General features: G+C 68.5%; 17 protein-coding genes and 1 riboswitch. Of the genes, 9 read left to right on the forward strand and 8 right to left on the reverse strand.

The window, feature by feature from the left end; genetic code table 11:
- Positions 1 to 15: 15 nt before the first annotated feature.
- The 3 genes from BO226_RS10730 to BO226_RS10740 all read right to left on the reverse strand — a co-directional run bounded on the left by BO226_RS10730 (position 16) and on the right by BO226_RS10740 (position 3,379).
- Positions 16 to 1,356, reverse strand: a complete 1,341-nt coding sequence (locus BO226_RS10730) for a hypothetical protein (protein WP_071935193.1) — start codon at positions 1,354 to 1,356, stop codon at positions 16 to 18.
- 76 nt (positions 1,357 to 1,432) lie between these two features.
- Positions 1,433 to 2,476 carry a C40 family peptidase gene (locus BO226_RS10735; protein WP_006554173.1) on the reverse strand — a complete coding sequence of 348 codons (1,044 nt, stop codon included), beginning with the start codon at positions 2,474 to 2,476 and terminating at the stop codon, positions 1,433 to 1,435.
- Positions 2,477 to 2,797: 321 nt separating this feature from the next.
- Positions 2,798 to 3,379: a C40 family peptidase gene (locus tag BO226_RS10740; RefSeq protein ID WP_024101293.1), complete on the reverse strand. Its 582-nt coding sequence runs from the start codon at positions 3,377 to 3,379 to the stop codon at positions 2,798 to 2,800.
- A gap of 15 nt (positions 3,380 to 3,394) precedes the next feature.
- Positions 3,395 to 3,559, reverse strand: a riboswitch (cyclic di-AMP (ydaO/yuaA leader).
- 449 nt (positions 3,560 to 4,008) lie between these two features.
- Here BO226_RS10740 and BO226_RS10745 point away from each other — a divergent pair.
- Both BO226_RS10745 and BO226_RS10750 read left to right on the forward strand, forming a co-directional pair.
- Positions 4,009 to 5,757: a DEDD exonuclease domain-containing protein gene (locus BO226_RS10745; RefSeq protein WP_033097588.1), complete on the forward strand. Its 1,749-nt coding sequence runs from the start codon at positions 4,009 to 4,011 to the stop codon at positions 5,755 to 5,757.
- A gap of 32 nt (positions 5,758 to 5,789) precedes the next feature.
- Entirely contained in the window at positions 5,790 to 6,065 is a 276-nt protein-coding gene (locus tag BO226_RS10750) for an Lrp/AsnC family transcriptional regulator (RefSeq protein WP_006550005.1), read from the forward strand.
- Between the two features lie 83 nt (positions 6,066 to 6,148).
- Here the strand turns inward: BO226_RS10750 and trpD are convergent, their stop codons facing one another.
- Together trpD and BO226_RS10760 are read right to left on the reverse strand one after the other, a co-directional pair.
- The gene (trpD, locus tag BO226_RS10755; protein ID WP_024101295.1) at positions 6,149 to 7,228 is read right to left on the reverse strand and encodes an anthranilate phosphoribosyltransferase; all 1,080 of its coding nucleotides are present in this window, start codon (positions 7,226 to 7,228) and stop codon (positions 6,149 to 6,151) included.
- A gap of 63 nt (positions 7,229 to 7,291) precedes the next feature.
- On the reverse strand, positions 7,292 to 7,747 hold the full coding sequence (locus BO226_RS10760) for a hypothetical protein (RefSeq protein WP_071935194.1): 456 nt from the start codon (positions 7,745 to 7,747) through the stop codon (positions 7,292 to 7,294).
- Between the two features lie 174 nt (positions 7,748 to 7,921).
- Here BO226_RS10760 and ctaE point away from each other — a divergent pair, with 174 nt between their 5' ends.
- The 6 genes from ctaE to BO226_RS10790 all read left to right on the forward strand — a co-directional run bounded on the left by ctaE (position 7,922) and on the right by BO226_RS10790 (position 14,140).
- Positions 7,922 to 8,536 (forward strand): aa3-type cytochrome oxidase subunit III, encoded by a 615-nt coding sequence (gene ctaE, locus BO226_RS10765; protein WP_006550008.1) that lies wholly within the window; start codon positions 7,922 to 7,924, stop codon positions 8,534 to 8,536.
- Between the two features lie 100 nt (positions 8,537 to 8,636).
- On the forward strand, positions 8,637 to 9,473 hold the full coding sequence (qcrC, locus tag BO226_RS10770; protein ID WP_183079267.1) for a cytochrome bc1 complex diheme cytochrome c subunit: 837 nt from the start codon (positions 8,637 to 8,639) through the stop codon (positions 9,471 to 9,473).
- Complete coding sequence (gene qcrA, locus BO226_RS10775; RefSeq protein ID WP_006550010.1) at positions 9,470 to 10,597, forward strand: cytochrome bc1 complex Rieske iron-sulfur subunit; 1,128 nt, start codon at positions 9,470 to 9,472, stop codon at positions 10,595 to 10,597. The genes qcrC and qcrA overlap by 4 nt, the downstream gene beginning before the upstream one ends.
- Positions 10,594 to 12,255, forward strand: coding sequence for a cytochrome bc1 complex cytochrome b subunit (gene qcrB / locus BO226_RS10780; RefSeq protein ID WP_024101297.1), 1,662 nt, complete (start codon positions 10,594 to 10,596; stop codon positions 12,253 to 12,255). Before qcrA ends, qcrB begins: the two co-directional genes overlap by 4 nt.
- Before the next feature lie 162 nt (positions 12,256 to 12,417).
- The gene (locus BO226_RS10785) at positions 12,418 to 13,125 is read left to right on the forward strand and encodes a HEAT repeat domain-containing protein (protein WP_228044532.1); all 708 of its coding nucleotides are present in this window, start codon (positions 12,418 to 12,420) and stop codon (positions 13,123 to 13,125) included.
- A 4-nt stretch (positions 13,126 to 13,129) separates the two neighbouring features.
- The gene (locus BO226_RS10790; RefSeq protein ID WP_039585174.1) at positions 13,130 to 14,140 is read left to right on the forward strand and encodes a MerR family transcriptional regulator; all 1,011 of its coding nucleotides are present in this window, start codon (positions 13,130 to 13,132) and stop codon (positions 14,138 to 14,140) included.
- Positions 14,141 to 14,236: 96 nt separating this feature from the next.
- Here the strand turns inward: BO226_RS10790 and BO226_RS10795 are convergent, their stop codons facing one another.
- Both BO226_RS10795 and ctaC read right to left on the reverse strand, forming a co-directional pair.
- Complete coding sequence (locus BO226_RS10795) at positions 14,237 to 14,653, reverse strand: cytochrome c oxidase subunit 4 (protein ID WP_006554396.1); 417 nt, start codon at positions 14,651 to 14,653, stop codon at positions 14,237 to 14,239.
- Positions 14,654 to 14,686: 33 nt separating this feature from the next.
- Positions 14,687 to 15,763, reverse strand: coding sequence for an aa3-type cytochrome oxidase subunit II (gene ctaC, locus BO226_RS10800; RefSeq protein WP_006554397.1), 1,077 nt, complete (start codon positions 15,761 to 15,763; stop codon positions 14,687 to 14,689).
- A gap of 353 nt (positions 15,764 to 16,116) precedes the next feature.
- Between ctaC and asnB the strand changes: the two genes are divergently transcribed.
- Positions 16,117 to 18,042: an asparagine synthase (glutamine-hydrolyzing) gene (gene asnB / locus BO226_RS10805; RefSeq protein WP_006554398.1), complete on the forward strand. Its 1,926-nt coding sequence runs from the start codon at positions 16,117 to 16,119 to the stop codon at positions 18,040 to 18,042.
- An 83-nt stretch (positions 18,043 to 18,125) separates the two neighbouring features.
- On the opposite strand, the gene BO226_RS10810 is transcribed toward asnB, so the two are convergent.
- On the reverse strand, positions 18,126 to 19,100 hold the full coding sequence (locus tag BO226_RS10810) for a carbohydrate kinase family protein (RefSeq protein WP_006554399.1): 975 nt from the start codon (positions 19,098 to 19,100) through the stop codon (positions 18,126 to 18,128).
- Between the last annotated feature and the right edge of the window lie 118 nt (positions 19,101 to 19,218).

Here is a 19,218-nt window from a genome sequence, read left to right on the forward strand (position 1 = left end):
CCCGGACCGTCCCGGTCAGCGGATGTCGCGGATGCGCTCTCCGAGCCAGCGACCCCAACCGCCCACGAAGCCGGCGGTGTCGACGCCGAGCAGGTCTGTGAGCACGTCGTCGAGGTGTTCGTCGGTGACGGGACCCGCGGCGAGGGCGCGGTAGAGGGAGACGAGCGTGTCGTGTCCGAACTGGTCCGCGGTGTACGCGGCGATCGACCAGGAGCTCTCGTAGGCGAGCGTCGACCGGTCGCCGATGAAGTCGCCGTCGGCGGGCAGCGACGTCGGTGCACCCGACGCCCGTACCTGCCGGGTCAGCGTCGGCGCGATCCGCTGCACGTCGACCGGCCCGGTGGCGAGGCCCTCCGCGGCCGTGCGGTGGCCGACGTAGTCGGCGAAGCCCTCGAGGACCCACATCGGGGAGCCGTCCACGGTGCCGGCGCGTGCGGCGACGTGCACCGTCTCGTGCGCGAGCACGATCCGGCGGGAGGTGTCGTCCAGCCGGTCGCTCGCGGCCGGGTTGAAGACGATGCGCTGCCCGGTGGCGATCCCGCGCTCGTGGTCGACATCGTCGGAGACCGCGACGGCCGCGATGTCGTCGCCGTCGTGTCGTGGCCCGACGAGGTGCGAGAACTCTTCGTGTGAGGACGTCACGACCACCAGTGCGCGTCGCGGCCAGGAATCGCCCCAAAGGTCGTCGACAGCCTCGACCACCGACGGCAGGTCGCCTGCCAGGCCGTCGACGAAGGCGGCGTTGTCCGGGTGTCCGATCACGAGCGAGCGACCACCCTCGGTCTGCGCGGTCGCGAGGTGGAGGCTGCCGTGGTCCCAGGGCCCTCGCCAGGTGACGGTCTGCGCCCCGGCGAGATCGGGTGCGTCGTCGGCGATCCGCCAGCCCTGCGGCCGGTGGACGAACAGCACGGTCACCGGTCGCCGGGTGGGTATGTCGTCGATTCCGTCCACGGCGTACCGCAGGTGGACGCGGTGCGCCCGTACCTCGTCGGCCGCGAACCGGGCGATCGTCTCGGGCGGCAGGGGCAGCGCGGGTTCGGAGGCGAGTTCGTAGCCGAGATCGGCGAGGGGAACGGCGGAGATCGCCGCGATCCGCTCCCGTTCGGCGTCGAGGAGTTCCGGAGACGCGTCGTCGATCAACTCCGCGAGGGACCCGTCGTCGCCGGTCCGGACGGCGTGCGCCCAGTCGTCGAGCACGACCTGCAGTTCGGCCCGTACCCGGCTGTCGGCGTCGTCGGTGTCCACCGGGTCGACGGCCAGCAGCAGTCCTGCCGTGACCAGCGCGACCACGAGTCCGGCCAGGCCGAGACGTTCCCACTTGCGGGTACCGGCGGTGAAGGACGATCGCGCGGGCACCGCGTCAGTCTAGGTCGGTGTCCGAGGGTGGTCCCGTACGCCCTCGCCCACCGGCTGCGATCCCGCCTCTACCCGGTCAGTACCGCCGGGCGCTGTGGAACGGGAAGCGATCGATCGACTGCACCTTCACCGGCACACCGAAGGTCGACGCGTGCACCATGTTGCCATCGCCGACGTACATGCCGACGTGGGAGGCGTCGTCGTAGAAGATCACGAGGTCGCCGGGCTGCAGATTGTCGCGGGAGACGGGGATGCCGCCCTGCGCCTGGGCCTGACTCGACCGGGGCAGTGATTTGCCGACCTGGTTGTACGCCCACACCATGAGTCCCGAGCAGTCGAACTGGTCGGGGCCGGTCGCGCCCCACACGTACGGCGAGCCGATCCGCGACAGGGCGGCGCGGAGCGCGGCGCCGTTGCTGCCGGGGACGAGGTGCTGCAGGATCTTCTCGGCGTCGAGGCCCGGAGGGAAGGGAGTGCCGGCGAGTTCGGCCTTCTCCGCGTCGCTCAGCGCCTCGAAGGCGTTCAGGACCCCTTCGATCTGCTCCTCGAGTTCGGCCTGTCGCCGCTGGAGTTCGTCGCGGAGGGTCTGGGCCTGCTCGGCGGCGGCACGCGCCTCGTCGGCGGCATGCTGCGCGGCGACGGCCGCCTCGGCCGCAGCGGCGGTGGCCGCCCGGAAGCCCTCGACCTCACGCGAGGTCTGCTCGCCCAGGACGTCGAGCAGGACCATCTGGTCGAGCATCTGCTGGGGCGAGTCGCTCACCATGACGGCGAACAGCCGGTTGGTGCGCGCACCGCGGTAGTTGGCCCGCGCGAGCTTGTCGACGGTGGGCTTGAAGCGGGCGATCTCGGCGCGAGCGGCGCCGAGCGCGTCGTCGGCCTGGCCGGCACGCACCTCGGCCTCGTGCTGCGCAGCGACCTTCGCTTCGAGATCCGCCCCGGCGGCGTGCAACGCCTCGGTGGCCTGTTCGCTGCGACGCGACAGATCCGCGAGGTGCTCGAGGCGTGCTGCCGGGCTCTCCCCTGCGGGTTGCGCCGTCGCCGGCGCCAGGGTGAAACCGAGGACCATCATCACGAGGGCTACGACGAGCGCCGGACGGCCGGTCCGTCGCCTGTCCTGCACTCGTACGAGGTGCTTCGTCCTGTCGGAAACCACGTGGGCTCGCATCCTTTCCCAAAGGTCTCGATCAGGTTACGGAATTGCATAGGTTTGTGTCTACCTGCGAGTAGCCCTCCCACGCAGCGGCCGTTTGTGCAAGCAGTTCCTGCATCGGAAAGGACGTGCAGACACACGAGGAGGGTGGGTCCGGTACGTACCGGACCCACCCTCCTCGGGCAGTGCGTCGGCGCTGGAGCGGGGGTGCTCAGCCCGATCGGAAGCGACGGGCGCCGACCGATCAGAAGCGACGGGCGCCGACCGATCAGAAGCGACGGGCGCCGTCGATCAGAAGCGACGGGCGCCGTCGACGGGCATCGAGTTCAGCGGTGCGATCTTGACCGGCTGGCTCGAGGTGGAGGCGTGCACGATGTTGCCGCCGCCGATGTAGATGCCGGTGTGGCTGCCGCCGTAGAACGACACGACGTCCCCGGGCTGCAGAGCCGCGACGTCCACCGGGGCACCGGCGGAGGCCTGCTCGTAGCTGGTGCGCGGGACGCTCAGACCGGCTTGCTTGTAGGCCCACTGCACGAGACCCGAGCAGTCGAAGGAGCTCGGGCCGGCAGCGCCGTAGACGTAGGGGGCACCGATCTTCGACTGCGCGGCGTCGGCAGCGCGCTGGCCGACAGAGCTGAAGGGGGCGGTGAAGGAACCGGACTGAGGCGCGGGGGCGGCCTCGGGGGCCGGCGGAACGATGTTGGCGATCTCCGGCGGCACGGTCACACCGGCCGGGAGATCGAACGTTCCGACACCGGGAATGTTGATCGGCTCGGCCATCGCCGGGCCGGCCGAGACGGTGACTGCTCCGAGAGCAATGGCACCGGCGACGAGTGCGCGCCGGACGGTGCGCGTGCTGTTGTTCGAAACCACGAGGGGACGTTCTCCGTTTCTTCCGTTCACCCGCCGACCGAGTTAGCTGACGGGTTCGGGCCGGAAGATCAGCCCTACCCCTCCCCGCGAGCAGCGGAGGGGATTCACCCCGAGTACTACGTGTGGGTCCCCGGCTCACCGCTCCCGCAGACGGGAGAAGCGATTAGGCGGTAACCGTGCGGCTCCGACCCGGGGGTGGGGCGGAAACTCTCCGCTCGGTCTCGAAAAGATTACGAAACGGCATCGGTGAAGTCGACCGCCTTGCCGTGCGACCCGACCTTCTCGGCCCACCCCTGGAGGAATGCCGTCGCGGGGCAACGATCCGATAACGGCGCGGTAACGGCCACTGTCCGGCGCGCCTCCGCTCGGGAGAGGCCCGGCGCCCGTTTCACCCGAGTTCCTTCCGGAAGAACCAGGTCAGGGCACGCTGACTCATCGACCGTCGACGAGGCGATGCGCCCGATTCGCCGGATTGTCGTTCCCGGAGGCCGATCGGTCTGTTCTCCGGCCTCCGTTTACCCTTCATCGAGCCGAAAAGAACGCAGTGTGATCCTCATCTCCCCGTGCTCCGAACCCCGCTCCGAAGCCCGCTCGACGGCGTGTCGGTGACGCTTCCTAGGCTCTGCCGCATGACCTCGCCGCAACCATCCGCCCTCGGCGTGCAACTCGGTTTCGACGAGCTCGACACTCCGCTGCGCGAGACCACCTTCGTCGTCGTCGACCTCGAGACGACCGGCGGGAAGGCAGCCGAGGACGCCATCACAGAGATCGGCGCGGTGAAGATCCGCGGGGGCGAGGTGCTCGGCGAGTTCGCGACCCTCGTCGATCCGGGGCGACCCATCCCCCCGTACATCGTGCAGCTCACCGGCATCACCACCGCGATGGTCTATGCGGCGCCCAAGGTCGAGGAGGTGCTGCCCGCCTTCCTGGAATTCGCGTCCGGAGCGGTGCTCGTCGCACACAACGCCGGATTCGACGTCGGCTTCCTCGAGGCGGCCACGGCGCAGTGCGAACTCGCGTGGCCCCGCTTCCAGGTGCTGTGCACCGTCAAGCTGGCCCGCCGCGTCCTCGGACGCGACGAAGCGCCGTCGGTGAAGCTGTCCGCGCTGGCCGAACTGTTCCGGGTCTCCACCGTGCCCACCCACCGCGCCCTGGACGACGCACGCGCCACCGTGGACGTCCTGCACGCCCTCATCGAACGGGTCGGCAACCAGGGCGTCCACAGCCTCACCGAACTGCGCGACTATATGCCGGTGGTCACCGCCGAGCAGAGGGCCAAACGCGCACTCGCCGCGCATCTGCCGCGCAAACCGGGTGTCTACATGTTCCGCGGCCCGTCGGACGAGGTGCTGTACGTCGGCACGGCGGTCGACCTGCACCGGCGTGTCCGTACCTATTTCACGGGCTCCGAGACGCGACCGCGGTTGCGCGAGATGGTCGCGCTCACCACACGCATCGATCACGTCGAATGCGCCCACGGGCTCGAGGCCGGCGTCCGCGAACTCCGGTTGATCGCGGCCCACACCCCTCCCTACAACCGCCGGTCGAAATATCCGATGCGCGGTTGGTGGATCATCCTCACCGACGAGGCGTTCCCGCGCCTCGCCGTGAGCCGCACCCCCGGACCCGACTCGGTCGGCCCGTTCTCGGTGCGCGCCGACGCCGCGGATGTCGCGGCACTGCTCGCGGAGATGTGCGGTCTGCGCACGTGCACGCGCAGGATCGGCCGTACGGCCCGCCACGGCGACCGCTGCCCGCCCGTCGCGGTCGGGGGCTGCGCCGCAGCCGCCTTCGGGGTCCAGGACGCCTCCGCCTACGCAGCCCAGGTCGAGCGTGCGCGCGCGGTCGTCCGCGGAACCGCCGACGACGCCGTCGAATCGGCGCAGCAGCGACTCGACGCCCTCGTGCGCGACCAGCTGTTCGAGAACGCCGCCCGCCTCCGCGACCGCCTCGCCGCCGCCCTCGTCGCGCTGCGGCGCACGCAACGCCTCGCGGCGCTGGCGGCCGTCGACGAACTCGTCGCCGCGCGACCGCGGGCCGAGGGCGGGTGGGAGTTCGCCGTCGTGCGCGCCGGTCGTCTCGCGTCCGCCGGAGTGGCACCGCGCGGTGTGCGCCCGATGCCCGTCGTCGAGGCGATCGTCGCCGCGGCCGAGACGGTGCGGCCGTCACCCGGCCCGCTCCGGGGCGCGTCCCCGGAGGAGATCGGTCTGGTCGCACGTTGGCTCGACGGCGAGGGCATCCGCATCGTCCGGGCGAGCGAGGGCTGGTGCGAACCGACACGGGGTGCGGGCCGGTGGAGCACGTGGGCCGAGCTCGCCCGCGACGCCCGCGCGGTCCGCAGGCTCCTCTCCGCCGACGACCCGCACCGCTTAGGCTGATGCAATCCCCGAGGAAGGTTGAAGGAGACCCCATGATCAACGCGATCGTCCTGATCGATGCCGAGGCGAACCGTATCCCCGAAACCGCGCAAGCGGTGGCCGACCTCGACGGTGTCGACACGGTGTACTCCTGCGCGGGCGACGTCGACCTCGTGGCCGTGGTCCGGGTCCGCGACCACGAGAAGATCGCGGAGGTCGTCACCCGGGGCATCAACAAGATCGACGGCGTGACGAAGACCGTCACCCACATCGCATTCCAGTCGTACTCGAGCGCCGACGTCGAGGCCGGTTTCTCGATCGGGAACTGACACCCCGCAGCACCACCGACGACCGCCGGGCCCGCACCGATGCAGTGCGGGCCCGTCGTTCGTGTGTCCTTACTCTTCTCCGGTCATTTCTGTCCGGAACCGGCACCCAGCCGCGTGGTGACCTCGGCCCACTGCTCCAGGACGGCCGTGGCCCGGCCGCTGTCGATCGCCTCTGCCGCCGTCTCGAGCCCGGCCGTGAGGGCATCCTCGAGAACGCCGTCGACGCCCCGGAAAGCCGCGATTGCCCCGGCGGCGTTGAGGAGCACGGCATCGCGCACCGGCCCTGTCTCCCCCGCCAGCATCGCCCGCGCGATCGCCGCGTTCTCCGTGGCGTCACCTCCGCGGAGTGCCTCGAGCGGAACCCGTTCGATACCGAGATCGCGCGGATCGAGCGTCACGACCCGGACCTCGCCGCCGTGGACGACGTGCACGCGCGAGGTCGTGGAGGTGGTCAGTTCGTCGAGACCGTCGTCGCCTCGGACGACGAGCGCCGAATTGCCGCGCTGCGCGAGCACACCGGCGACGGTCGGGACGAGCGGTTCGAAGGCGCACCCGATCAGGCCGGCGCTCGGGCGGGCCGGATTGGTGAGCGGGCCGAGGACGTTGAAGACCGTCGGGATGCCGATCTGCTTGCGCGGTGCGGCCGCGAAACGCAGCGCCGGGTGGTAGACCGGCGCGAAGCAGAATCCGATCCCGGCCTCGGCGACCGAGCGGGCCACCTCGTCGGGTCCGAGATCGATGTGCACTCCGAGCGCTTCGAGCACGTCGGCGCCGCCGCTCTTGGACGAGGCGGCGCGGTTGCCGTGTTTGACCACGCGGATACCCGCTGCGGCGACGACCAGCGAGGCCATCGTGGAGATGTTGACGGTGTTCGCCCGGTCGCCACCGGTGCCCACGACGTCGACCACGTCACCGTCGACCGGGACCAACCGGGCGTAGTCGAGCATCGTGTCGGCGAGTGCCCGCACCTCCTCGGGTGTCTCGCCCTTCATCTTCAGAGCGACACCGAAGGCCGCGATCTGAGCGGGAGTGGCGTTGTCGGAGAAGATCTCGCTCATCGCCCATCGCGCCTCCGCGGCGGACAGGTTCTGCCCGGCCGTGAGCACTCCCAGGACGGAGGGCCAGTTCTGCGTCACCTCGTCCGCGTCTCGCGTCGCGTTCATCGCACCTGCCCTCGCCGCATCTCGCTCCTCACCGGGCACCGGCGTGCCCTCCGACCGGTCAGCTTAGCCAGCGGAATCCTGCGGTTGCAGAGCGTCCCATCCCAGGGCCGTTCCACCGAGCCGCTGGGCAAGCGAGGCCATGCGCGACTTCTCCTGCGCACAGTGCAGTGCATCGAGGACCTGCACGCGCTGCAGGATCACCGAGGCGCCCGCGACGGCCGCGGCTGAGACGTTCCCGTCGCCGGTCCCGGCCACGACGTAGCCGTCCTGCCCGGCCAGTTCCGCCGCCCGGTCCACCCTGTCGGCGGGCAGGGCGAGGTGGTGCCGCAGAACCGCCTCGTCCTCGGCCTGCCACACAGGTGTCGCCTCGGCGGCACGCTCGAGCGCCGTCGAACACGCCTCCGCGTCGTCGAAGGACGAGACGACCACGACCAGGTCGGGCCGGTTCGCGTCGAGCGGTTCGCTGCGCCGACCGATCAGGGACCGCAGCCACCCCCGAACACCCTTTCCGGTACTCATGTCACCACGATCGCACGTGACCTCCGCGACCCTCCGAAATGTCCCGTGTGACACCCCTCCGAGCACCCGCCACCGAGTGCCCACCTGGAGAAATACAGGTCCGGCACCTGCACGGACGCGCCGATTTCGGCCCCGATTGCCCAAGACGTACTACGACGGGTCATACTAGCCAGCGTGACGAGCGCAGTAGGGACTTCAGGATCTGCAATCACACAGCGCGTGCACTCGTTGAACCGGCCCAACCTGGTCAGCGTCGGCACCATCGTGTGGTTGTCCAGTGAGCTCATGTTTTTCGCAGGGCTCTTCGCCATGTACTTCGTGGCACGGGCACAGGCCCCGGAGGGCATGTGGCCGCCCCCGCCCACCCACTTGAACCTGTGGTTGGCGGTACCGATCACCATGGTGCTGATCGCTTCTTCCTTCACCTGCCAGCTGGGCGTCTTCGCCGCCGAGCGCGGCGACGTCTTCGGCCTGCGACGGTGGTACATCATCACCCTCGGCATGGGCACCTTCTTCGTGCTCGGTCAGGGCTACGAGTACATCACCCTGGTGAAGGACGGCACGACCATCCCCGGCAGCGTGTACGGCTCGGTGTTCTACATGACCACCGGTTTCCACGGCCTGCACGTCATCGGCGGCCTCATCGCATTCGTGTTCCTGCTGTTCCGCACGAAGGTCAGCAAGTTCACGCCTGCGCAGGCCACTGCGGCCATCGTCGTTTCGTATTACTGGCACTTCGTCGACATCGTTTGGATCGCGCTGTTTGCCACGATTTATTTCATCCGTTAGCCAGCTGAACGCCCAGGCAGCCCCCTGACGTCCAGTCCGTCCCGACATAAAAAAAGGGATACAGATGAGTTCATCCCCACCTCTCGCCTCCGAGGGTGACATGCCCGGTCGATCCTCTGCAGCCGATGCTGCGAAGTCCCGCCGCCAGCGCAAGATGCGCCGGCGCGTCACCGGAGCGTTGGTCCTTGCGCTCGGTCTCCTCAGCGCAGGCTTCATCGCCTCCGCGCTGACACCTGCCCCGCAGGTGGCTACAGCGCAGGACGACCAGAGCGCTCTGATCCGCGAGGGTCAGCAGCTCTACGAGACCTCCTGCGTGACCTGCCACGGTGTCAATCTTCAGGGCGTCCAGGACCGCGGTCCCAGCCTCATCGGTGTCGGCGAGGCCGCCGTCTACTTCCAGGTCTCCTCGGGCCGCATGCCGATGATGCGCAACGAGGCCCAGGCCCTCCGCAAGGACCCGAAGTTCGACGCTGCGCAGACCGACGCGCTCGGCGCGTACATCCAGGCCAACGGTGGAGGCCCGACGGTCATCCGCGACGAGAACGGCGAGATCGCCCAGTCGTCACTGCGCGGCAACGACATCGGACGCGGTTCGGAGCTCTTCCGCCAGAACTGCGCGTCCTGCCACAACTTCACCGGACGCGGCGGCGCGCTCTCGTCCGGCAAGTTCGCACCGAACCTGGATCCGGCCAACGAGCAGCAGATCTACACCGCGATGCTCACCGGCCCCCAGAACATGCCGAAGTTCTCCGATCGTCAGCTGACGGTCGAGGAGAAGAAGGACATCATCGCGTACATCAAGTCCGCCAGTGAGACGAGAGACCCGGGTGGCTACGGGCTCGGCGGCTTCGGCCCCGGTGCCGAAGGGCCGACCATGTGGGTCGTCGGCATGGTCGCCGTCGTCGGCGCTGCACTGTGGATCGGAGCAAGGTCATGAGTGGCGGCGAAACGCCGAACAAGCACACGGTCGAAGATCTCGACCGGATGAGCCGGGACGATCTCGTCACGCTCGGCACGAACCTCGACGGCGTCGACGTCGCGTTCCGCAAGGATCGCTGGCCCGTCGAAGGCACGCGTGCCGAGAAGCGGGCCGAGCGCAACGTCGCATTCTGGTTCGCCCTCGCGGGCATCGCGGGTGTCGCGTTCATCGCGATCTACCTGTTCTGGCCGTGGGAGTACCAGGGCATCGGCGACGAGAACTACGGCTGGTACAGCCTCTACACCCCGATGCTCGGACTGACCCTGGGTCTGTCCATCCTCGGCATCGGCGTGGGCGCGGTGCAGTTCACCAAGAAGTTCATCCCCGAGGAGGTGTCGATCCAGGATCGGCACGACGGCGGCTCGCCCGAGGTCGATCGCAAGACGATCGTCGCCGAGCTCTCCGACTCGCTCGAGACGTCCACCCTGCCGCGCCGTAAGCTGATCAAGCGCACCGCGATCTTCGGTGGTGGCGCGCTCGGCCTCGGTCTGATCATGCCGCTCGGCGGCCTGATCAAGAATCCGTGGGCCGAGGGTGACCAGTCGTCGCTGTGGGTGTCGGGCTGGACTCCGCGCTACCCCGGCGAGACCATCTACCTGCGTCGCGACACCGGCCGCCCCCAGGACATCGTCCTGGTGCGCCCGGAGGACCTCGACGCCGGCGGTATGGAGACGGTGTTCCCGTTCCGCGAGTCCGATCGCGGTGACGACCACGCTCTGCTGCAGAGCCTGCGCGGCATCCGCAACGCCGTCATGCTCATCCGCCTGCGCACCGAGGACACCGAGCGTGTCGTCAAGCGCAAGGGCCAGGAGAGCTTCAACTACGGCGACTACTTCGCGTACTCGAAGATCTGCACGCACCTCGGCTGCCCGACCTCGCTCTACGAGCAGCAGACGCACCGCATCCTGTGCCCGTGCCACCAGTCGCAGTTCGATGCGCTGGAGTACGGCAAGCCGATTTTCGGTCCCGCTGCTCGCGCACTGCCGCAGCTTCCGATTACAGTGAACGAAGAGGGCTTCCTGGTCGCCAACGGTGACTTCATCGAGGCACTCGGCCCGGCATTCTGGGAGCGTCGCCCGTGAGTACTGCAACCCCGTCCCGCGCCGCACAGATCGGCGAGAATCTCGATTCTCGCTACCACCTGTCCGCGGGCATCCGCCGCCAGATCAACAAGGTGTTCCCCACCCACTGGTCCTTCCTCCTGGGTGAGATCGCGCTCTACAGCTTCGTCATCCTGTTGATCTCGGGTATCTTCCTCACCCTGTTCTTCGACCCCTCGATGGCGCACGTCATCTACGAGGGCGTCTACACGCCGCTGCGCGGTGTGGGTATGTCCCGCGCCTACGAGACGACCCTGAACCTCTCCTTCGAGGTCCGCGGTGGTCTGTTCGTGCGACAGATCCACCACTGGGCAGCACTGATGTTCGCAGCGTCGATCGTCGTCCACCTGCTGCGCGTGTTCTTCACCGGTGCGTTCCGGCGTCCGCGTGAGGCCAACTGGGTGATCGGCTCGCTGCTGCTCATCCTGGCGATGTTCGAAGGCTTCTTCGGTTACTCCCTCCCCGACGACCTGCTCTCGGGCACCGGCCTCCGCGCCGCGTTCTCGGGCATCACGCTCTCGATCCCGATCATCGGTTCGTGGATGCACTGGGCGATCTTCGGTGGCGACTTCCCGGGTGAGCTGATCATCCCGCGCTTCTACGTCCTGCACGTGCTGCTCGTCCCGGGCATCATCCTGGCCCTGATCGCCGCGCACCTCGCGCTGGTCTGGTACCAGAAGCACACGCAGTTCCCCGGCCCCGGCCGCACGGAGCAGAACGTCGTCGGCGTTCGTATCCTCCCGGTCTTCGCCGTCAAGTCGGGTGCTTTCTTCGCGATGACCTTCGCGGTGCTCGCCCTGATGTCCGGCCTGCTGCAGATCAACCCGGTCTGGAACATCGGCCCGTACAACCCGTCGCAGGTGTCCGCCGGCTCGCAGCCCGACATCTACATGATGTGGACGGACGGCATGGCCCGTATCTGGCCCGCCTGGGAGCTGTACCTGTTCGGCCGGTACACGATCCCGCAGCCGTTCTGGATCGCGCTGATCATGGGCCTGGTGTTCGTCGTGCTCACGGTCTACCCGTGGATCGAGAAGAAGTTCACGAAGGACGACGCACACCACAACCTGCTGCAGCGTCCGCGCGACGTGCCGGTCCGCACCGGCATCGGGTTCATGGCCCTGGCGTTCTACGCCGTCGCCACGATCATGTGTGTCAACGACATCATCGCGTACAAGTTCGACATCTCGATCAACGCGACGACCTGGATGGGCCGCATCGGTCTCGTCCTGCTCCCGCCGCTCGCCTACTACATCGCGTACCGGTTCTGCCTGGGTCTGCAGCGCAGCGACCGTCAGGTGCTCGAGCACGGCATCGAGACGGGCATCGTCCGTCGCCTGCCGACCGGCGAGTACATCGAGATCCACCAGCCGCTCGGCCCGGTGGACGAGCACGGCCACCCGATCCCGCTGGAGTACCAGGCCGCCCCGGTTCCGAAGCGGATGAACAAGCTCGGCACCGCCGGCAAGCCCGGCTCCGGCAGCTGGTGGAGCCCGGACCCGGCCGACGAGGCCGCCGCTCTCGAGGCCGCCCACCACGAGGCCGAGCTCGAGCTGCGGAACACGCTCCGCGAGTACCAGGAGCGCGTCCACGGCAACGGAGACGGCGCAGCCCAGCTGCCCGACAAGTCGCAGCACTGATCCGCATCAGCGGCTCGTAACGGGGCCCCGGACCATCACGGTCCGGGGCCCCGTTCGTCGTTGGGGGGTTCTCCCATCCCCCACCGGATATCGTCCGGAGCGTACGTCTTGACCTTGACACTCTGACAAGCGCTCGAATGGGTCGTGAAGGAGGTGCCTCCCATGCGCACACATCAGGACCCGTCCACCCGCCTCGTCGAGGCCCTGTCCACCCGCCTCGTCGAGGCCCTGTCCACCCGCCTCGTCGAGGCCCTGTCCGCCGACGACGCCTCCGTGCGTCTGCGCGCCGCACTCGAGTCGGGTACCGCACCCGATCCCGAAACGGTGACCGCTCTCGTCGACCGGTGCGCGGTGGAGCCGGACTTCTTCGTCCGCGACATGCTGACCTGGGCGCTGTGCCGTCTGCCGGCCGGGGTGACCGTGCCGCGTCTGCTCGCCGAGCTCGGTTCGGATGTCTCACAGGCACGCAGTCAGGCCCTGCACACGTTGTCGAAGATCGGCGATCCCGTCGCATGGCCGAAGGTTTCGGGGATGCTCCACGACGAGCACGACGAGGTGGCACGCAGCGCGTGGCGCGCGGCGGTCGCTCTCGTGCCACCGGGCTCGGAAAGCGGCCTCGCTGCGGCTCTCGGCGCCGAACTGGGCCGCGGCGACCGCGACCTACAACTGAGCCTCGGTCGCGCTCTCGCGGCACTCGACGAGGCCGCGGCGCCGGTCCTGGACACGGCGATGAACAGCCCCGACCCGCGCGTCCGCGCTCACGCGGAGGCCACCGAACGGATCCGCGTCGACCCCGACAGCGCGTTCGTCCTCTCTGTGGAGTCGGCGAAACGCGTCGCCGCACTCGGCGCGGACGGTATCCGGGAGTGAGCCGGTGCTGATCGGTGAGGTCTCGCGGCGCTCCGGTGTCAGCAGCCGCATGCTGCGGCACTACGACCGCCTGGGGCTGGTCACGCCGACTGGCCGTACCTCGGGCGGCTACCGCGAGTACACCGAGGACGACCTCAGGAGGCTCTTCCACGTGGAGAGTCTCCGGAGTCTCGGCCTGTCTCTGAACGAGGTCGGACGTGCGCTGGGGGAACCGGATTTCGCTCCGGCGGATCTGGTGCAGGAGCTGATCCGGCACACGCGCGAACGGATCGCCGCCGAGACCGAACTCCTCGCTCGTCTCGAAGGCGTCGACTCGGCCTCCCCCAGCGGCTGGGACGACGTCCTGCGCCTCGTCGCGCTGTTGCGCGCGTTCGAATCCGATTCCGGCTCCCGCCGCCAGCAGGCGATCCTGTCCCAGGACGAGGACACGACGCTGCCGGTCGCAGCGCTGGTCCGGGCGGCGCTGTCAGAGGAGGATCCGTTCGTCGCCGGCGCGCTGCGCTGGTCGCTCGCCCGAGCAGCGGAGGCATTCGACGCTGCGCTGCCGGCACTCGCGGAGGGCCTTCACTCCGACGAGGTGCCGGTGCGGCGACGGGCGATCGCGACACTCGCGGAACTCCGTGTGCCCGAATCGACGAGGCTCCTGGAGGGGGCCCTCGACGACGCCGATCCCAAAGCACGTTCCACGGCGGCTCTGACGCTCGGGGCGCGAGGGGTGGACGTGGCCGTCCCCGTGCTCGTAGAGATGATCGTGGAGGGCCGGTCGGACGTCGAGGCCGCCGAGGTACTCGGCCTGCTCGCAGATCGGCCGCTGTCGTCCGCCGAGATCGTGCGGTTGCTGCAGCACGCGCTCGGCGGCTCGGACGATGCCGGTGTCCGGCTACGTCTCACGCAGGCACTCGCGGAGATCCCCGGGTCGGCCGCCGACGACGCGCTCGAGGCTCTGACCGACGATCCGAATCGTACGGTTGCAGCGACCGCGAGGGTCGTCCTCACCACGCGTCGGGCTCCCTGAAGAACTGAACCTCGAGAACGACGACGGAAACGACGACGGAAACGACGCAGGCGCCGCACCCGAAGGTGCGGCGCCCGTGTGGTCGAGGGTACCGGCTCAGTGCTTCTCGGGTCCGATGTGGTACTCGAACACCAGGCCGGCTGCTGCCGCGATGATGAGCGCGACCGCGAGGACGATCATCCACGGCTGGTAGAAGGCCAGTGCGATGGCGGCGAACGCTGCTGCGCCGGCGAGCAGGATCGGCCAATAGCTACCCGCACTGAAGAAACCGAGGTCGCCCGCGCCGTCGCTGATCTCGGCGTCCTCGTAGTCCTCGGGACGGGTGTCGAGACGACGAGCAACGAAGCGGAAGTACGTTCCGACGATCAGGGTCAGACCGGCGGAGAGGACGATGGCCGTGAGGCCGGCCCATTCGATGCCCTTGTCCGAGAGCCCGGTGAACACGCCGTACACGATGGCGACGAGCACGAAGAACACCGTCACGACCTCGAAGAGCTTGGCTTCGATCTTCATATCAGCACTTGTCCTTGTCGGAGGGGGTGGCCGTCACTCGCCTGCGGCGACGGTCGCCGACCGATCCGTGCGGTCGGTCTTGAACGGAGTCGTCGAGGTCGCGATCGGGCTCTGGCCGATGGCTTCGAGCGCACGAGCGTTCGACAGGCCTTCGCCGCCGTCCTCGACCGGCTTGCGGAGCTCGATGTACCGGGCGAAGTCCTCCGGGCTGACCGCGCGGACCTCGAAGTTCATCATCGCGTGGTAGGTGCCGCACATCTCGGCGCAGCGGCCCACGAACGCGCCCTCACGCTCGATCTCGGAGATCTGGAAGACCGGATCGGAGTTGTTCTCACGCGGGTTCGGGTTCACGTCGCGCTTGAACAGGAACTCCGGCACCCAGAAGGCGTGGATGACGTCGGAGGACGCCAGCTGGAACTCGATGCGCTTCCCGGTGGGAAGAACGAGCACCGGAATCTCTTCGCTGGTGCCGATCGTCTCGATCTTGTCGTAGTGCAGGTAGGACAGGTCCTCGGCGGGCTTGCCGTGGATCGCTCCCGGAGCCTCGTGCTCCTCACCCGATTCACCGTGCGCGGTGGACGGGTCGAACGGCTCCTGTGCGACTGCCGCCTCGGCGACCTCGTCGATACCGTTGTAAGGGGCCGTGCCGTCCTGCAGATCGATCGTCCGGTAGCCGAACTTCCAGTTCCACTGGAACGCCGTCACGTCGACCACGACGTTCGGGTTGTCTTCCTTCTCCAGGACGTAGTTCTGCACCACGACCGTGAAGTAGAAGAGGACACACACGGCGACGAACGGCGCCGCGGTGTAAGCCAGCTCGAGCGGCACGTTGTATGCCGTCTGACGCGGGAACTCCGGATCGTCCTTCCGACGCCGGTAGGCAATGATCACCCAGAAGGTGAGTGCCCACACGAGAATTCCCATGACGAGGGCGGCGACAACCGACCACGTCCACAGTTCACGCATACGCTCGGCCTGAGGAGTGATGCCCTCCGGCCAGCCGAAACGAAGGATTTCTTCGCTCGAGCACCCGGTCAGCACCAAGGCTGCAATGCCGAGTGATGCTGCGAGCCCGAACCGCCGAAGGATCCGACCTTGCGCCACGTTCACGCCTTCCTGATCGCCGCAATTCCACTAGGGCACACCCGGAGGGCCGGCCCAATTACTACGCAGCGTAGACCAAACCCGGGCGCTATCCATCGCCGGGGCACGAAGAAAGTGTCGGACTGGGCGTTTCGACCGGAAGACCCGGCTCGTGACGTCGGTTTTCTCCTGTCGGGCGAGTGATCGTCGGTGGCGTCCGGGCGCGGCTGCCCGATGTCGACCGTCTGCGGCATACTTCGGTAGAACCAACGCCGGACCCCGAGTGGTAGTTCCCGGTGTCATGCGCGGTGCGGTGTCCCGCGCTGGGCACCCACCGGGGTTCTTCGCGACACCCCCGACCGGAATGAGGTAACCCACGCGTGTGCGGATTGCTCGGGTTTCTGACCACTGACGGCACCAGCGACGACGCCGTCGCGAAGGTGGACTCCGCGATGCACTGCCTGCGCCATCGCGGCCCCGACGAGCACGGCACCTGGCACGACGCCGACCTCGTCTTCGGATTCAACCGGTTGTCGATCATCGACATCGCGCACTCGCACCAGCCGCTGCGCTGGGGCCCGCCGGAGCAGCCCGACCGCTACGCGCTGACCTTCAACGGTGAGATCTACAACTATCTCGAACTGCGCAAGGAGCTCACCGAGACGTTCGGTACCTCCTTCGCGACCGAGGGCGACAGCGAGGCGATCGTCGCGGCCTACCACCACTGGGGAGTGCGCGCGGTCCAGCGCCTGCGGGGTATGTTCGCCTTCGCGATCTGGGACACGCACACCCGCGAGCTGTTCGTCGCCCGCGACCCGTTCGGCATCAAGCCGCTGTTCCTCGCGACCGGCACCGGCGGTACCGCCTTCGGCAGCGAGAAGAAGAGTCTGCTGGAGCTCGCCGACGTGATCGGCATCGACACCGAGCTCGATCCTCGTGCGATCGAGCACTACACGGTGCTGCAGTACGTTCCCGAGCCCGAGACGCTGCACCGGCGGATCCGCCGCCTCGAGTCGGGCTGCTACGCGCGTATCACGCCCGGCGCCGAGCCGGAGATCACGCGATACTTCCATCCCACCTTCCCGGTCCGGCCGTTCGCGGCGGGCCGCGAACAGGATCGTTACCGCGAGATCGCCGAGGCCCTCGAGGACTCGGTGGCCAAGCACATGCGCGCCGACGTGACCGTCGGGTCGTTCCTCTCGGGTGGCATCGATTCGACGGCCATCGCCGCGCTGGCGATGCGCCACAACCCGAAGCTCATCACCTTCACCGCGGGTTTCGAGCGGGAGGGTTACTCCGAGGTCGACGTCGCTGCAGAGTCGGCGGCCGCGATCGGTGCCCGGCACGTGGTGCGGGTGGTCTCCCCCAGCGAGTTCGCCGCGGCGATCCCCGAGATCATCTGGTACCTCGACGACCCTGTGGCCGACCCGGCGCTCGTGCCGCTGTGGTTCATCGCCCGGGAGGCCCGCAAGCACGTCAAGGTCGTGCTGTCGGGTGAGGGCGCCGACGAGCTGTTCGGCGGTTACACGATCTACCGCGAGCCGCTGTCGCTGCGTCCGTTCGAGTTCCTGCCGCCGGCGCTGCGCCGGGCTGCCGGGAAGCTTTCGGAGCGCATCCCCGAGGGCACCCGAGGCAAGAGCCTGCTGCACCGTGGCTCGATGACGCTCGAGGAGCGCTACTACGGCAACGCCCGCAGCTTCAACGACGCGCAGCTGCGCTCGGTGCTGCGCGACTTCCGTCCGGAATGGACGCACCAGGACGTCACCGCCCCGATCTACGCGCAGTCTGCCGGCTGGGATCCGGTGGCACGGATGCAGCATCTCGACCTGTTCACGTGGCTGCGCGGCGACATCCTCGTCAAGGCCGACAAGATGACGATGGCCAACTCGCTCGAGCTGCGCGTGCCGTTCCTGGACTCCGAGGTGTTCCGGGTGGCGTCGCAGGTTCCGCTGGACCAGAAGATCACGAAACAGACGACGAAGTATGCGCTGCGGCAGGCGCTGGAGGGCATCGTCCCGCCACACGTGCTGCACCGCGCGAAGCTGGGCTTCCCGGTGCCGCTGCGGCACTGGCTGGCCGGCACGGAGCTGTTCGACTGGGCGCACGAGGTGATCGCCGAGTCGCAGACCGATCACCTGCTCGACAAGGGCGCGGTGGCGAAGATGCTCGACGAGCACCGGACCGGCCCGATCGATCACAGCCGTCGTCTGTGGACGGTGCTGTGCTTCATGGTCTGGCACGGCATCTTCGTGGAGAAGCGCATCGTGCCGCAGATCCAGGAGCCGGCCTACCCGGTCGAGATCTGATCACCCGACCCGTACGCGACGGCCGCGAACATCCCCGGGGATGTTCGCGGCCGTCGCGTTTCCAGGATCGGGTGTTCCGCCGCTCAGGCGCCGAGAATCGCGCCGATCTCGTCGGCGGCGGCGGTGCCGTAGGCGTCGGCGAGACGCTTGAGGGCGTCGGTGCGGTCGAAGTTCCACTCCTGCGTGCCGGTGGTCTCGAGGACGTGCACCGCGACCAGCGAGCCCAGCTGCGCGGCCCGTTCGATGCTCAGACCGGAGCGGTGTCCGAGCAGGAAGCCGGCGCGGAAGGCGTCGCCCACACCGGTGGGGTCGACCTTTGCGCGCTCGGGCACCACACCGACCTGCACCTGGTTGCCGTCGCGGTCGACGATCGTCGCGCCGTCACCGCCGAGGGTGGTGATGCGCATGCCGACCTTCGCCTGCACCTCGTCCTCGGTGAGACCGGTCTTCTGCAGCAGCAGTCCCCACTCGTACTCGTTGGTGAACAGGTACTCGGCGCCGTCGATGAGCTGCTCGGCCTGCTGCCCGTCCAGGCGGGCGAGCTGCTGGGACGGGTCGGCGACGAACGGGACGCCGAGCCGGCGGCACTCCTCGGTGTGCCGGATCATCGCGTCGGGATCGTTGGCGCCGACGAGCACGAGGTCGACGCTGTGCTTGCTCACCACGTCGGCGATGGAGATCTCGCGGGCCTCGGACATCGCACCGGGGTAGAACGAGGCGATCTGCGCCATGTCCAGGTCGGTAGTGCACACGAAGCGGGCGGTGTGGGCGGTCTGCGAGATCCGCACCGACGAGCAGTCGACCCCGTGGTCCTCGAGCCAGGTGCGGTACTCGGTGAAGTCGGCGCCGACGGCGCCGACGAGCACCGGCGTTCCGCCCAGGACACCCATCGCGAAGGCGATGTTGCCGCCCACTCCGCCGCGCCGGACGACGAGGTCATCGACGAGGAAGCTCAGGGAGATGTGCGCGAGCTGGTCGGCGAGCAGCTGCTCGGCGAACCGGCCGGGAAAGCGCATGAGGTGGTCGGTGGCGATGGAGCCGGTCACGGCGATAGTCACGTGGCTGAGCCTTTCCGCGGATGTCGATGGTGTGGCTGCTCACACGGAGAGCCGGAGCGGTCCCACGGTACTACCGCGGAAACGACGGAACCCCGGCGCCGTGAAGCGCCGGGGTTCC

It is taken from the genome of Rhodococcus sp. 2G (assembly GCF_001886355.1).
In the GTDB taxonomy this organism is placed as follows: Bacteria; Actinomycetota; Actinomycetes; order Mycobacteriales; family Mycobacteriaceae; genus Rhodococcus; species Rhodococcus pyridinivorans.

Excerpts from the sequence above, each read along its gene's own strand:
- BO226_RS10785 (WP_228044532.1), top strand. The coding sequence starts at position 12,418 with ATGCGCACACATCAGGACCCGTCCACCCGCCTCGTCGAGGCCCTGTCC.
- trpD (WP_024101295.1), bottom strand. The coding sequence starts at position 7,228 with ATGAACGCGACGCGAGACGCGGACGAGGTGACGCAGAACTGGCCCTCC.
- BO226_RS10745 (WP_033097588.1), top strand. The coding sequence starts at position 4,009 with ATGACCTCGCCGCAACCATCCGCCCTCGGCGTGCAACTCGGTTTCGAC.
- BO226_RS10795 (WP_006554396.1), bottom strand. The coding sequence starts at position 14,653 with ATGAAGATCGAAGCCAAGCTCTTCGAGGTCGTGACGGTGTTCTTCGTG.
- qcrA (WP_006550010.1), top strand. The coding sequence starts at position 9,470 with ATGAGTGGCGGCGAAACGCCGAACAAGCACACGGTCGAAGATCTCGAC.
- BO226_RS10750 (WP_006550005.1), top strand. The coding sequence starts at position 5,790 with ATGATCAACGCGATCGTCCTGATCGATGCCGAGGCGAACCGTATCCCC.
- BO226_RS10760 (WP_071935194.1), bottom strand. The coding sequence starts at position 7,747 with ATGAGTACCGGAAAGGGTGTTCGGGGGTGGCTGCGGTCCCTGATCGGT.
- qcrC (WP_183079267.1), top strand. The coding sequence starts at position 8,637 with ATGCCCGGTCGATCCTCTGCAGCCGATGCTGCGAAGTCCCGCCGCCAG.